Source organism: Pseudomonas sp. CFBP 8770, from assembly GCF_014841705.1.
Lineage (GTDB): Bacteria > Pseudomonadota > Gammaproteobacteria > Pseudomonadales > Pseudomonadaceae > Aquipseudomonas.
The window spans coordinates 75,924-90,278 of sequence record NZ_JACYUL010000003.1 but is presented as its reverse complement, the minus strand read 5'-3'; the positions used below and the strand labels follow the sequence as shown (position 1 = coordinate 90,278).

Here is a 14,355-nt window from a genome sequence, read left to right as displayed (position 1 = left end):
TCGGAGCAAGCGCCGCTGTTGTCAGCCCAGTTCCTGTTCGACCGCGTCGGCCAGTTGCGCCAACGAGGTGAAATGGTAGTGCGGCTTGGTGTGCTCGGATTCCAGGGTGCCGCCGCTGCCTTTCTGCGCGTGGCGACGTTCGATCCAGCAGGTCTGGTAGCCCAGGCGCATGGCCACGCCAATGTCGTGGTACTGGCTCTGCGCAACGTGAAGAATCTCTTCGAAGACGATGTCCTGCGTGGCCAGCACCCCACGGGTGTAGGCGAAGAACTGCGGATCGGGCTTCTCGAAACGCACGTCATCGACCGTCACGCGCACATCGAAGGGCTCGTCGAGGGTCTTGGCCATGTGGTTCAAGGCCCAGATCTGCGAGTTGGTGGTGGCCACCAGTTTGAAGTGCTTGTGCAGACGCTTCAGCGCCTCGATCGAGTCGGGGAAGGCTGGAAAGTTTTCCACCGCCAGGGCCAGGCCGCGGGCGTATTCGTCGCTGTCGGGCAGGCCAAGCTGGCGGGCGATCAAGTGATAGCAGCGCTCCAGGTCATCCGGCCACCAGCCCGAATCGGGCATGGCGCGGGCATCGCGGTAGGCTTTGAGGATGTCGTCGTCGCTGCACGCCTTGCCCGCTTCGCCAGCCACTTCGCGCACATGGTTGAGAATGCCGGCTTCGAAATCGATCAGGGTGCCGACGACATCGAACGTCAGGGCTTTGAACTGCTTGAATGACATAGGGCGCTCCGCATGATGAACCAGGGAAGGTGCAAGGTGTGGTTCAATTATCAGCCGGGTGAATCGCCATATGTTCTGTTTTGTCCTTACCTCAGGGCATAACCTACCGTTTTTCCCGCGATGGCGGCATACCTGTGTTCATGACGCCTCCGCGATCTTCCGAGCCAGGCATAACTGTGGGTAAAGCGCGTCGACGCGCACGATGTCGGCCTGCATTTCTTCGATGATCCACTGACGCACGCTTTCGACGATGGGGCGGTTCGGACGGTTGGCCGGCGTCACCAGGCAACAGTGCCGGGCACTGACCGTGACCTCGTCACCCACCGGCAGCAACTGCCCGTTGGCCAGGCAGTGGGAGACCACGTTGAGCCAGCCCAGTGCCATGCCTTGGCCAAGCAGGGCGGCCTGCACCACCACCGCATAATCGGAGAACACCAGGGCATTGTCTGCGCGTCCACCCTGGTCGAAAGGCGCCGCCCAGGTACGGTCCTGGTTGTCCATGTGGATCAGCGCGGGCATTGCATTCTTGCCCTTGCCGCTCGGTACGCCGGCGCGGTACTGCGGGCTGCACACGGGCAGGGTGATTTCCGGAAGAACCAGGCTGTCTGCGGCTTTGACGCTGCCGGCGTCGACATAGCGCATACCCAAGTCGACATCCATCAACGGCCCGCCGATGCGTCCGGACATGAGTTGGTAACGCATGTCCACCGCAGGAAAGCGCTCGCTGAAACGGCTCATGCGCGGCATCAGCCAATGCGTGGTGAACGCGGTGGACACCGACAGGGTGATGGTTTCCATGCCGGTGGCGCGGGCGGAGATTTCGCCGATGGCCGACTCGATGGTGTCGAAACCTTCCTGGACCCGGCGGTAAAGAATTGTCCCGCTTTCGGTGAGCCGCGCGCCGCCACGAACGCGTTCGAACAGCTGCACCCCGAGGTGTTCTTCCAGGCGCGAGAGCATGCGGCTCACGGCGGGCTGGCTGACACAGAGTTCGTCGGCCGCACGGGTGAAACTGCCGCAACGGGCGGCTGCCTCGAAAACGAACAAGGAACCGGAACTGGGCAGTTTTCTGCGAAGGTTGGACATGACCTGAGTTTATGCCTGGGAAAACTATTAGTAAATTGCCCTGACAGGAAAACCGTTCCTATTCTGACGGCATGTAACCCTTTTTCCCTGCGGCGCTGTCGGCATATGCGGTGTGTCTGACCGACCGCAGCCAACCCGGACGCGGCTAGCGCCGCTGCTACGGGTACGCAGGCGCATCGGCCTTTTTTATCACTGGTGGAGAGCGACTTTTGAACAATGCGTTGAAGTTCTATATAGACGGCCGATGGGTCGAGCCTTCAGGCGCGCGCCGATTGGCGGTGATCAACCCGGCGAGCGAACAGGCCTTTGCCGAAATCGCCCTGGGTGAACAGGCCGATGTCGATGCGGCCGTCGCGGCGGCGCGGCGTGCCTTTGCCGATTTTGCGTTTACCACTCCGGCCGAACGCAAGGCGCTGCTCGAACGAATTCTCGAGTCCTTCATGGCCCGCTACGACGACATCGCCGCTGCCATCATGCAGGAGGTCGGCGCGCCCAAAGCCTTGGCCTACGACTGGCAGGCCGGCATCGGCAAGCGTCACCTGGAGCAGATGCTGCGCACCCTGGACAGCTTCGAGTTCCGCACCCGGCGCGGCACCACGCTGATCAACCAGGAGCCAGTCGGCGTGGTGGCGTTGATCACGCCCTGGAACTGGCCGATCAACCAGATCGCCTGCAAGGTGGCACCGGCACTGGCCGCCGGCTGCACGCTGGTGCTCAAGCCGAGCGAAATCGCGCCGATCAACGCCATCATTTTTGCCGAAGTGATGCACAGCGCCGGAGTACCGGCGGGCGTGTTCAACCTGATCAATGGCGACGGACCTGGCGTGGGCGCAGCGTTGGCCAGCCACCCCGACGTGGACATGGTGTCGTTCACCGGCTCCACCCGGGCCGGCGTGGAGGTGGCGCGGCTGGCTGCGCCAACGGTCAAGCGGGTGCACCAGGAACTGGGCGGCAAGTCGGCCAATATCCTGCTCGACGATGTAGACCTGCACGCAGCGGTGACGGCAGGGGTCAACGGGTGCTTCGGCAACAGTGGCCAGTCCTGCAACGCGCCCACGCGGATGCTGGTGCCCGCCGCGCTGCACGATCAGGCAGTGGCGATCGCGCGCGCGGCGGCATCGGCCCATCGAGTCGGCGCACCCGACGATCCGTCCACGACCCTGGGCCCGGTGATCAGTGACCGGCAATACCAGGCAATCCAGCGGATGATCGCCATCGGTATCGAGGAAGGCGCGCAGTTGGTGTGTGGCGGCCTAGGCCGACCGGCCGGGCTGGACCTCGGGTATTACGTGCAACCAACGATCTTCGCCGGGGTGGATGCGCAGATGACGATTGCCCGCGAGGAAATCTTCGGCCCGGTGCTGGTGATCCAGCCCTATACCGATGAACAGCACGCGGTACGCATGGCCAACGACAGCGTGTTCGGGCTGGCCGCGTACGTGCAGTCCGCCAGCCTTGCGCGGGCACGCCAGGTTGCCTTGCAGATGCGCGCTGGCAGCGTCTACATCAATTACCCGAGTTGGGACGCAGCGGCGCCGTTCGGTGGCTATAAGCAATCCGGCAATGGCCGCGAATATGCCGAATGGGGGTTGGAAGCGTTCCTGGAGGTGAAGGGTATCGTTGGCTGGGACGCCTGAAACATCGCAGCGCGCCCTTCGCGGCCAAGGACCGCTCCCACAACGGCTCTTGCCACAGGAAATCACGACCACCTGTAAGAGCGGTCACCGGCCGCGAACCAGGCGCCGCGGTCTGCCTGAAACACCGCAGCACGCCCTTCGCGGCCAAGGACCGCTCCCACAACGGCTCTTGCCACAGGAAATCGCGACCACCTGTGGTAGCGGTCACCGGCCGCGAATCAGGCGCCGCGGTCTGCCTGGAGGAACGCGACCTCACCCCGCCTTGATCAGATCGGCGATGCGCTCGGCCATCATGATGGTCGGCACATTGGTGTTGGCGCATGGAATCGACGGCATCAACGACGCATCGCACACCCGCAATGCCGTTACCCCGATCACCCGCCCGTCACCCAAAGTCACCGCTTGGGGATCCTCCGCACGGCCCATGCGGCAGGTGCCTGACGGATGCCAGGTACCGCCCACATTGGCGCGTACGAAGGCGGTCAGCGCCTTGTCGTCGGCCAGCAATTTTTTCAGGGTCACCCCTTGGGTCACCAGGCCTCGCACCAACAGCCCGCGCAAGGGGCCGGCGATGTCCAGCAGCACGCTCAACAGCCCACGCTGCATGGCATTGAAACGGCCAGGCATCGCCACCTTGGCCACCCGTGGCGAGTAGCTGGATGGAAACACCACACTGCGCAGAGCCCCCAGCCCCGGTGCCGACAACGTCTCGGCACCCATGCGCAAAGCCTGCTTCAACCGCTGCAGGTCGCGTGCTTCGGACAGCATCGAGAAACTGACCTCCGGCTCCTGCAACGGATCCAGCGACGTCACCTGCACGCGCCCCCGTGAGTAGGATTTATTGACCCAGAAGAACATCGTACCCAAGCGATAACCCACCGAGTGCCAGCCGGAACGCGACAGGATCGCACCGTGCATGTCACCCGGCACCGTGCCCGGCAACCCGGATGAAAAGCGCACGATGGCCTGCTCGTGATGCTCGTCGACGTGGGGCGTCCGTCCTTGCGCCGTCAGCAGCGCCGACACGGCAATCGACGGATGCTCCATGAGATTGCCGCCCACGCCCGGCCGGTCGACCACCAACGGCACGCCCAGGTCCAGCAGTTGGTCCAGCGGCCCAACCCCACTGCGTATCAACAGCGCAGGGCTGTGGATCGCCCCGGCGCAGACAATCACCTCCTCGGCAAACACGTCCTCGGCCACGCCGGCCTGGTCCAGCAAACGCGCGCCCACCGCCTGGGTGCCGCGGAACAGCACTCGGTCCACCACACACTCGGTGCGCAGGGTCAGGTTGGGGCGGGCACGCACCTCGTCGGTGAGATAGCACACCGACACCGGAATCCGTTCACCCTGCTCGCTGACACCGATGGCACCCACGTAGACGCCATCCTGCCACTCCCCATTCTGGTCCGGGCGGGTGGGCAGGCCACGAGACCCGAGCTCTCCCATCACCGCTTTCACGAAGGGCGACAGAAAAGCCGGTGCAGTACGCCGGATCCGTACCGGTCCGTCGCTACCGTGCAACGGCCCACTGAAATCGCAGTCGGTTTCCAGTTTGCGAAAGTACGGCAGGCAGTTTTCCCAGCTCCAGCCTTCGGCACCGAGCCGCCCCCACTCGTCGTAGTCATCCGGCGCCCCGCGGTTGGTCATCAGCGCATTGATCGCCGATCCGCCGCCGAGCAGGCGCGCCTGCTCATAGCGACGACTGCCCTGAGCGGCCATGCGAGCGGTCAGGCGCTGCCAGATGTTGCGCCCATCCAGATAGGCGCGGCCGGGGTAGCGACTGGCAATGGCCGCGGGCATCTTGCCCGGCGCAATGTCACGCCCGGCTTCCACCAGGCACACGCGCTTGCTGGGGTCTTCGGACAGCCGCGCGGCCAGCACGCACCCCGCGCTGCCGCCGCCGAGAATCAGATAGTCGATCACGCTTGCGGCCGCCTTACTGGACGAATTTCAACCAGCGGTCCTTGGCGGCAATACCGTCGGCCGACGACCACCATTCTTCGGACATCAGCGCCTGCTTGGCGGCGTTCTCCGGCGAGCTTGGGAGTTCCTTGCCCCGTTCGGCGCTGAGCTTGCCAGTGGCGAACGCGGCGGGGTTGCCAGGGCCGTAATCGATGTACTTGGGCAGATCGGCCTGCAGATCGGGCGACACTGCGGTGTCGACGAACTTGACCGCCTGGGCCAGGTTCGGCGCGTTCTTGAGGATGCACAGCTGGGTGTTCTGCAGGATGCCGTCGTTGTAGGTGAAGTCGACATCGACGTTGTCTTTCTTCACCGCGCCCACGCGACCATTCCAGATCATCAGCATGTCCACTTCGCCGTCGTTGAGCAGCTGCGCCGACTGCCCGCCCGAACTCCACCACACGGCGATGTCCGGCTTGATCTGGGCCAGGCGCTTGTAGGCGCGGTCGACGTCCAGCGGGTAGAGTTTGTCGCGCGGCACGCCATCGGAAATCAGCGCCGCTTCCAGGGTACCCATGGGGTCGTTGCGCAATGCGCGGGTGCCGGGGAAATCCTTGACGTTCCAGAAGTCGGCCCAGCTTTGCGGGACCTTCTTCAGGCTCTTGGTGTTGTAGCCCAGGACCGAGGAATAGAACTCGTAGGCCACCGAGTAAGGCGTGCGATAGGCCTCGGGCATGCCCTTGACGTTGGGCATTTTCGCCAGGTCCAGCGGTTCGATCAGGCCTTCGCGGCCACCACGGATACAGTTCGAAGGCGGGGTGTCGATCACGTCCCACACCGGCTTGCCGGTTTCGCCCTGAGCCTTGACCATGGGCCAGGCGTCGGGAACGCTGTCCTGCTTGATGGTGATGCCGAGCAACTTGGCGGCAGGATCGAGGATGGCCTTGGTCTGCGCCTCCTGATACACGCCACCTTGGGAGACGAAGGTAATCTGCTCGGCCTGGGCGTTGGTGGAACACGCCATGGCCACGTACAACAGGGATAGGACAGAACCGAAAGACAAGGTTTTCATGGCAAATCATCCTGGGGGTAGATTAATTCGGCAGCGACAAAAACCTCGACGGGTAGCCCATGTTTGCACCGGTTCTGTATTTTTGTTTGACCGAGCGGGACCGCTGGAAGGTACAAGAGGCGAAGCCTGCGCGACAATGCACCATTAGTCAGTACCACCATGATTTCAGGTTATCGACAGACCCACGTCACCGTGTCCCTGCCGATGCTCCGTGGGAGCGGTCTTTGGCCGCGAACCGGGCACCGCGGTGCATCAGATCATCTGCGGGGTCCTTTTCGCGGCCGATGACCGCTCCCACATCTGACCCACCGCGACAACCCGGACGCGGCTACAGGGGTTTTCCGGTTACCGCAAACGGCAGCCGCTGGCCCAGCGCATCGCGCAGGTGGTTCACGAATGCGGTGATGCGCTGGGGCGTATGGCGCCGTTGCTGGTACATCGCAAACACGTCGGCCTGCGGCGCCTGATGATCGGTCAGCAGTGCCTGCAGCCGGCCACTTGCCAAATGGGCCTGCACGTCCCAGCGCGACCTCAAAATCAAACCGTGGCCGTCCAGTGCCCACCCCAGCGCCACCTCGCCATCATTGCTCGACAGCGTCCCGGTCACCTTGTGCGCGTAGTCCTGGCCATCCTTGCGAAAGCGCCAGATGGCGTAATCACTGCCGAACTGACGCAGCACGATGCAGTTGTGGGCGGCCAGATCGGCCACCCGGGTGGGTGCAGGCATGTCTTCAAGGTATCTCGGTGATGCGCACAGCACGCGCGGATTTTCCAGCAGGCGCACGGCGATGAGCCGCGAATCGGGCGGCTCGCCCATGAACACGCCGAGGTCGAACTGATCATCGAGCAGGCTCATGGGCTGGCTGCTCAGTTCCAGGGATACTTCCAGTTCGGGATGCAGGCGCGCGAACGCCGAGATCACCTGAGCCAGATGCCGTCGGCCGAAGCCCAGTGTGGCGTTGATCCGCAGTCGCCCGTGCAGGGTCGGTTGACGCGTGCCCAGCGCGCTTTCCAGTTCACCGAGCTGACGCAGGATCGGCCGCCCGCCCTCCAGATACAGCACACCTTCGGGCGTCAGCGACAAGCGTCGCGTGGTGCGTTGCAGCAACTGCACACCCAGGCGCTGTTCCAGTTGGCTCAGCCGTTTGCTCACCGCTGGCAGCGACAGGCCAAGATGGCGGGCCACCGCGGTCAGGCTGGCGCGGGTGGCCACCTGCTGAAAGAAGCTCAGGTCGTCGATCATGCTCATGGATTGTTTACCTGAATCTAAGAATGGCTTAACCAACAGGCCAATTATTAATCCCCGCACCCTGATTACACTGAGTCGGCAAGTTCATCAACCCGTGGAGTGGCACCATGAGCAAGTCCAATTACAAGATCGCAGTGATCCCCGGTGACGGCATCGGCAAGGAAGTCATGCCCGAAGGGGTCCGTGTGCTGGATGCCGTGGCTGCCCGCCACGACCTGAACTTGCAGTGGGACTGGTTCGACTTCGCCAGCGCCGATTACTACCTGGCTCACGGCAAGATGATGCCGGACGACTGGTTCGAAACGCTCAAGGGCTACGACGCGATCTACTTCGGTGCCGTGGGCTGGCCCGACGTGGTGCCCGACCATGTGTCGCTGTGGGATTCGCTGTTGCAGTTCCGCCGCGAGTTCGACCAGTACGTCAACCTGCGCCCTTGTCGGCTGATGCCGGGGGTGAAGGCGCCGCTTGCCAACCGCAAGCCTGGCGACATCGATTTCTGGGTCGTGCGCGAGAACACCGAAGGCGAATATTCCAGCGTGGGCGGCAAGATGTTTCCCGGCACCGACCGCGAGATCGTCCTGCAGGAAACGGTGATGACCCGGGTCGGCGTGGATCGCATTCTCAAGTTTGCCTACGAGCTGGCGCAGAGCCGTCCCAAGAAGCACCTGACGTCGGCCACCAAGTCCAACGGCATTGCCATCACCATGCCTTACTGGGACGAGCGCGTGGTCGAGATGGGCAAGAAGTACCCGGAAGTGAACGTCGACAAGTACCACATCGACATTCTCACGGCCAACTTCGTGCTGCATCCGGACTGGTTCGACGTAGTGGTGGCGAGCAACCTGTTCGGCGACATCCTCTCCGACCTTGGCCCGGCCTGCACCGGCACCATCGGCATCGCACCGTCGGCCAACATCAATCCGGAACGCAACTTCCCCAGCCTGTTCGAACCGGTGCACGGCTCGGCGCCGGACATCGCCGGCAAGGGCGTGGCCAACCCCATCGGGCAGATCTGGTGCGGCGCCATGATGCTCGAACACCTCGGCCATCCGGAGGCTGGCGCGGCGGTTCTGGCGGCCATCGAGAAGGTCCTGGCGATGGGCCCGGAACACGCGCCGCTGACCGCCGACATCGGCGGCACCGGCACCACCCGTGCCCTGGGCGAAGCCATCGCCGCCGCCTGTTGAGATAACCCCGTAGGAGCGGCACCCTCTGTGGGAGCGGTCATCGGCCGCGAACCAGGCGCCGCGGTACCCCTGACACACCGCACCGCCCCTTTCGCGAGCAGAGCCCCGCTCCCACACAGCACCGCTGCTACGGTCAACTTGTTCTGTTTTACCCACTCGATTCGGAAGAATGTTGCGCGGCAATCTGGCATCGTCGGTGTTCATCCCGATCGTCCATGAGAACCTGCCTTATGACGCTGCTGTTCAAAGTCCCCGACGAGCGTGCATCGGCCTGGAAAGCCTTGTTCGCCACACATGCACCGGATATCCCCGTGCGTTTCTGGCCGGACATCGGCGACCCGGCGCAGGTCCGCTACTTCGCCGCCTGGCAGCCGCCAGCGGACCTGTATGACCGATTCCCCCAACTCCAGGTGGTCTTCGCCACGTCCGCAGGGGTTGATCAGTTCGACCTTGCGCACGTTCCCGGGTCGGTCAGCGTAGTGCGCATGGTCGACCCTGGCATTGCCCAAGGCATCATCGAGTACACCGGCTTCGCCGTGCTCGCCCTGCATCGACAGATGCCGACCTATCTGCAGCAACAGCGCCAGAGCACGTGGAAAACTCACCCGCTGCTGGCGGCTGGCAAGCGCCGCGTCGGGGTCATGGGCCTAGGCAATCTGGGCCAGGCGGCACTGAATGCGCTGCGGCCGTTCGGCTTTGCCTTGAGTGGCTGGTCGCGCACGCTCAAGAACCTGCCCGGCGTGCAGTGCTATGGCGGACGTGAGCAGTTGCCGGACTTTCTCGGCAGCTGTGACATCCTGCTGTGCCTGTTGCCCTTGACCGCTGACACCGCCGGCATCCTCGATGCGCAGACTTTCGCCGCGCTGCCGGCCGGCGCCAGTCTGATCAATCTGGGCCGCGGTGGTCATCTGGTGGAAGCCGACCTGCTGGCCGCGCTGGATTCAGGCCATCTAGGCCATGCAATCGTCGATGTGCTGGAAGAGGAACCACCGCGCAGCGACCACCCCTTCCTCAGCCACCCGAAAATCTGGCTGACGCCGCACATCGGCGCCATGACCGATCCGCACACAGCGTTCGAGGTGCTGCTGGAGAACATCCGCAGGCATCAGCGAGGGGAACCCATGGTAGGCCTGGTCGAGCCAGGCGCCGGGTATTAGCGGCGAGCGCAGGAAGACAGGATCAACTGTGGGAGCGGTCTTCGGCCGCGAAATGAGCACTGCGGTGTTTCATTTGATCGGCAGGGATGCCTTCGCGGCCGCTGACCGCTACCACGGATACAAAGTCACCTGTGAGAGCGGTTTTCGGCCGCTTTCAGAATTCTCGAGGCACGCCTCAGTGCTTCTTCGGCGTGCTCGGATTGATCATCCGCGACAGGCCCAGGTTCTTCAGGGCCAGCTGCAGCGAGCTGTGGATAACTTGCGGGTTGTCGATCTTGCTCAACTGCGCCAACAGCTCCTTGGCCTTGCTCAGGTTCACCTGGCGCAGCATCCACTTCACCTTGGGCAGGTTGGTGGCGTTCATCGACAGGCTGTCGAACCCCATGGCCATCAACAAGATCGCCGCCGCCGGATCGCCAGCCATCTCGCCACAGATACTCACCGGCTTGCCTTCGGCGTGCGCCTCGGTGACCACATGCTGCAAGGCCTGCAACACGGCCGGGTGCAGGTAGTCGTAGAGATCGGCCACGCGCGGGTTGTTGCGGTCCACGGCCAGCAGGTACTGGGTCAGGTCGTTCGAGCCGACCGAGAGGAAATCGACCTGCCGCGCCAATTCCTTGGTCAGGTACACCGCTGCGGGAATTTCGATCATCACCCCCACCGGCGGCATCGGCACGTCGGTGCCTTCGTCGCGCACTTCGCCCCAGGCCCGGTGAATCAGGTGCAGGGCTTCTTCCAGCTCGTGGGTGCCGGAAATCATCGGCAGCAGAATGCGCAGGTTGTTCAGGCCCTCGCTGGCCTTGAGCATGGCGCGGGTCTGCACCAGAAAGATTTCCGGGTGGTCGAGGGTCACGCGGATCCCGCGCCAGCCCAGGAACGGGTTTTCTTCCTTGATGGGGAAGTACGACAGCGACTTGTCGCCACCGATGTCCAGGCTGCGCATGGTCACCGGCAGCGGGTGGAAGGCCGCCAACTGCTCACGGTAGATCGCCAGTTGTTCCTTCTCGCTGGGGAAGCGCTGGTTGATCATGAACGGCACTTCGGTGCGGTACAGCCCCACACCCTCGGCGCCGCGTTGCTGGGCACGGGCCACATCGGCCAGCAGGCCGGTGTTGACCCACAACGGCATGCGGTGGCCATCCAGGGTAATGCAGGGGAGCTCGCGCAAAGCGTCGAGGCCCAGCGCCAGTTGCCGCTCCTCCTCGACCACATCGGCGAACTGCTTGCTGAGAATGTCGCTGGGGTTGGTATAGACCTCGCCGTGGTAGCCATCGACGATCATCTTGATGCCGTCGACCTTGGAATACGGCAGATCAACCAGGCCCATCACCGTCGGGATGCCCATGGCGCGAGCCAGAATGGCGACGTGGGAGTTGCCCGAGCCCAATACCGACACCAGGCCCACCAGCTTGCCTTCCGGCACTTCGCCGAGCATTGCCGGCGACAGTTCCTCGCTGATCAGGATGGTGTTGTCGGGGTAGACCAGAGTTTGCTGACGCGCCTCCTGCAGGTAGGCCAACAGGCGCCGCCCCAGATCCTTGACGTCGGAGGCGCGCTCGCGCAGATACGCGTCGTCCATCAATTCGAAGCGGTTGACGTGCTCGGTCACGACGTGACGCAGCGCACCCTGGGCCCACTGCCCGGTCTTGATCACGTTGGTCACTTCGCTGCCCAGCGAGGCGTCGTCGAGCATCATCAGGTAGACGTCGAACAGAGCCCGCTCTTCGGGGCGCAGCTGCGTGGCGAGTTTCGCCGACAGGGTGCGCATGTCGTTGCGCACGCCTTCCAGCGCGTTCTGGAACAACGCCAGCTCGGCATCAATGTCGCTGACGCTCTTGTCGGGCACCACGTCCAGATCGGCCGGCGGCAGCATCACCACCGCGGTGCCGACCGCCGCACCGGGCGAGCCAGGCACACCGACGAAACGCGCTTCCTGAATGCCCTTGCCCTGACGCCCCAGACCACGGATCGAGCCGGTGGCTTCGGCATGGGCGATGACGCCCGCCAGTTGCGCGCTCATGGTGACCAGGAAGGCTTCTTCGCCTTCGTCGAACTGACGCCGCTCCTTTTGCTGGATCACCAGCACGCCCACCACACGCCGGTGGTGGATGATCGGCGTGCCGAGAAACGACGCGTAGCGCTCTTCACCCGTTTCGGCGAAGTAGCGATAGCGCGGGTGGCCGGCGGCATTTTCCAGATTGAGCGGTTCTTCGCGCGTGCCCACCAGGCCCACCAGGCCTTCGTTGGGGGCCATGCTGACCTTGCCGATGGAACGCTTGTTGAGGCCTTCGGTGGCCATGAGGACGAAGCGGTTGGTTTCCAGATCCAGCAGGTACACCGAGCAGACCTGGCTGCCCATGGCTTCCTTGACGCGTTGCACGATGATCCCCAGCGCCGACTTGAGATCCTTGGCGGAGTTGACTTCCTGGACGATCTTGCGCAGCGTATTGAGCATGGCTCGGGGTCGAACTCCGTCGTCAGTCGCGCGAGAGAAGGCGCGGGGCTAGCTCTTTGAGCGCGCGTCTGTAGACCTCGCGCTTGAATGTCACCACCTGGCCCAGCGGATACCAATAGCTGACCCAGCGCCAGCCATCGAACTCGGGCTTGCCGGTCAAGTCCATGCGCACGCGCTGTTCGTTGGACACCAGGCGCAGCAGGAACCACTTCTGTTTCTGGCCGATGCACAGCGGTTGGCTGTGCGTACGCACCAGGCGTTGAGGTAGACGATAACGCAACCAGCCGCGGGTGCAGGCAAGTATTTCAACATCCTGGCGTTCCAGCCCGACTTCTTCATTCAGCTCGCGGTACAAGGCCTCTTCCGGCGTTTCCTGAGGGTTGATACCCCCTTGCGGGAATTGCCAGGCGTCCTGATTGATACGCCGAGCCCATAGCACCTGACCGGCGTCATTGGTAAGAATGATGCCAACGTTAGGGCGAAAACCATCGGGGTCGATCACGGCAACAACCTCGTAAACGCATGTTCTGGCATTGTTCCACAAAGCCTGTGAAGGCAGCAACGACGCCGCGTAGCTTATGTGCACGCATGTGAAAAGTCCGTATTCTGTGGGCCTTTTCCTTACTTCATGCGAGTCATTTCATGCGCCTGGCCCTCTTCGACCTCGACAACACGCTGCTCGGCGGCGACAGCGACCATGCCTGGGGTGATTATCTGTGCACGCGCGGCATTCTCGATGCCGACACGTACAAGGCACGCAACGATGAGTTCTACGAAGATTACCTGGCGGGCCGCCTGGACCTGAACGCGTACCTGGATTTCACCTTGGAAATCCTCGCGGCGACGGATGTGGCGCAGTTGGATGAATGGCATCGCGAATTCATGCGCGATTGCATCGAGCCCATCATGCTGCCCAAGGCCGCGGCCCTGCTGCAACAGCATCGCGATGCGGGTGACAAGCTGGTAATTATCACTGCTACCAACCGCTTCGTCACTGGCCCGATCGCCGCGCGGCTGGGTGTCGAGACCTTGCTGGCAACCGAAGTCGAAATGGTTGACGGCCGCTACACCGGGCACAGCTTCGACGTGCCTTGCTTCAAGGAAGGCAAGGTCACGCGCTTGAACCGCTGGATGGAAGAGCACGGCTACGACTTGCAGGACAGCTATTTCTACAGTGACTCGATGAACGACCTGCCCCTGCTGGAGCAAGTCGCCCACCCAGTGGTAGTAGACCCGGACCCGCGCCTGCACGAAGAAGCCAAACGCCGCGGCTGGAAAGAAATCTCCCTGCGCTGATACCCGCAGGAGCGGTCATCGGCCGCGAAAGCCACACCGCGCTGTACCTGACAAACCGCAGCGCCCCTTCGCGGCCACGGACCGCTCCCACAGGATCGCTCCGCAGCGGGTGTCAAACGGGCTTGGTCACCATCAAGCCGATGATCGACAGCAATACCACTACGGCCACCGCCGCGATGATCAGCACATTGCGGCGCTTGGCCGCGATCACGCCTTCGTTCAACCCAGTCGCGAAACGCAGGCGGTTAACCCGGTTGATCAGCAGCAACCAGACCCCACCGCCGATCACGTACAACACCGCGGCAGTGAGAATCCAGGTTTGCCCCAGTGGCCAGCCCACCCTGTGCACCAGCCACCATCCCGTGACGGGAAAGCTCACCAGGCTCAGGGCCATGACCAGCCAGGCATACACCCAGGGCCGTTGCAGGGTGCTGGCGAACGGGAGCCGTTCGCCGCCCTTCCAGCTGCGCCAGGCTCGGTAGATGACGGCCGCCACGCTGCCCAGCAGCACAACGGTGGCAGCGACGTGGAATACTTTCAGAACCGCCAGGCTTTCCATGACGCGTGATCCCCGTGGGCCATTAC

At 63.3% G+C, this 14,355-nt stretch carries 12 protein-coding genes; 4 read left to right on the top strand and 8 right to left on the bottom strand.

The window, feature by feature from the left end; genetic code table 11:
- Nucleotides 1-21: 21 nt before the first annotated feature.
- Entirely contained in the window at nt 22-726 is a 705-nt protein-coding gene (locus tag IFT98_RS07660) for an HAD-IA family hydrolase (protein WP_192047950.1), read from the bottom strand.
- Nucleotides 727-864: 138 nt separating this feature from the next.
- A complete protein-coding gene (locus IFT98_RS07655; protein ID WP_192047949.1) occupies nt 865-1,812 on the bottom strand; it encodes a LysR family transcriptional regulator in 948 nt (315 codons plus the stop codon).
- A gap of 209 nt (nt 1,813-2,021) precedes the next feature.
- On the opposite strand from IFT98_RS07655, the gene IFT98_RS07650 reads away from it, so the two are divergent.
- Nucleotides 2,022-3,449, top strand: coding sequence for an aldehyde dehydrogenase family protein (locus IFT98_RS07650; RefSeq protein WP_192047948.1), 1,428 nt, complete (start codon nt 2,022-2,024; stop codon nt 3,447-3,449).
- Between the two features lie 252 nt (nt 3,450-3,701).
- On the opposite strand, the gene IFT98_RS07645 is transcribed toward IFT98_RS07650, so the two are convergent.
- The 3 genes from IFT98_RS07645 to IFT98_RS07635 form a co-directional block, all read right to left on the bottom strand.
- Nucleotides 3,702-5,375, bottom strand: coding sequence for a GMC family oxidoreductase N-terminal domain-containing protein (locus IFT98_RS07645; RefSeq protein ID WP_192047947.1), 1,674 nt, complete (start codon nt 5,373-5,375; stop codon nt 3,702-3,704).
- A 13-nt stretch (nt 5,376-5,388) separates the two neighbouring features.
- A complete protein-coding gene (locus IFT98_RS07640; RefSeq protein ID WP_192047946.1) occupies nt 5,389-6,426 on the bottom strand; it encodes an ABC transporter substrate-binding protein in 1,038 nt (345 codons plus the stop codon).
- A gap of 328 nt (nt 6,427-6,754) precedes the next feature.
- The gene (locus tag IFT98_RS07635) at nt 6,755-7,675 is read right to left on the bottom strand and encodes a LysR substrate-binding domain-containing protein (RefSeq protein WP_192047945.1); all 921 of its coding nucleotides are present in this window, start codon (nt 7,673-7,675) and stop codon (nt 6,755-6,757) included.
- Nucleotides 7,676-7,782: 107 nt separating this feature from the next.
- Between IFT98_RS07635 and IFT98_RS07630 the strand changes: the two genes are divergently transcribed.
- Nucleotides 7,783-8,862 carry a tartrate dehydrogenase gene (locus IFT98_RS07630; RefSeq protein WP_122714417.1) on the top strand — a complete coding sequence of 360 codons (1,080 nt, stop codon included), beginning with the start codon at nt 7,783-7,785 and terminating at the stop codon, nt 8,860-8,862.
- 230 nt (nt 8,863-9,092) lie between these two features.
- Nucleotides 9,093-10,019 carry a 2-hydroxyacid dehydrogenase gene (locus IFT98_RS07625; protein WP_192048243.1) on the top strand — a complete coding sequence of 309 codons (927 nt, stop codon included), beginning with the start codon at nt 9,093-9,095 and terminating at the stop codon, nt 10,017-10,019.
- Nucleotides 10,020-10,194: 175 nt separating this feature from the next.
- On the opposite strand, the gene ptsP is transcribed toward IFT98_RS07625, so the two are convergent.
- Nucleotides 10,195-12,474 (bottom strand): phosphoenolpyruvate--protein phosphotransferase, encoded by a 2,280-nt coding sequence (gene ptsP, locus IFT98_RS07620; RefSeq protein ID WP_122714414.1) that lies wholly within the window; start codon nt 12,472-12,474, stop codon nt 10,195-10,197.
- 22 nt (nt 12,475-12,496) lie between these two features.
- Nucleotides 12,497-12,976 (bottom strand): RNA pyrophosphohydrolase, encoded by a 480-nt coding sequence (locus tag IFT98_RS07615; protein ID WP_043191776.1) that lies wholly within the window; start codon nt 12,974-12,976, stop codon nt 12,497-12,499.
- Between the two features lie 140 nt (nt 12,977-13,116).
- Here IFT98_RS07615 and IFT98_RS07610 point away from each other — a divergent pair, with 140 nt between their 5' ends.
- Nucleotides 13,117-13,770 (top strand): histidinol-phosphatase, encoded by a 654-nt coding sequence (locus IFT98_RS07610; RefSeq protein WP_192047944.1) that lies wholly within the window; start codon nt 13,117-13,119, stop codon nt 13,768-13,770.
- A 112-nt stretch (nt 13,771-13,882) separates the two neighbouring features.
- On the opposite strand, the gene IFT98_RS07605 is transcribed toward IFT98_RS07610, so the two are convergent.
- Nucleotides 13,883-14,329, bottom strand: coding sequence for a DUF2269 family protein (locus IFT98_RS07605; protein ID WP_192047943.1), 447 nt, complete (start codon nt 14,327-14,329; stop codon nt 13,883-13,885).
- Nucleotides 14,330-14,355 lie beyond the last annotated feature (26 nt).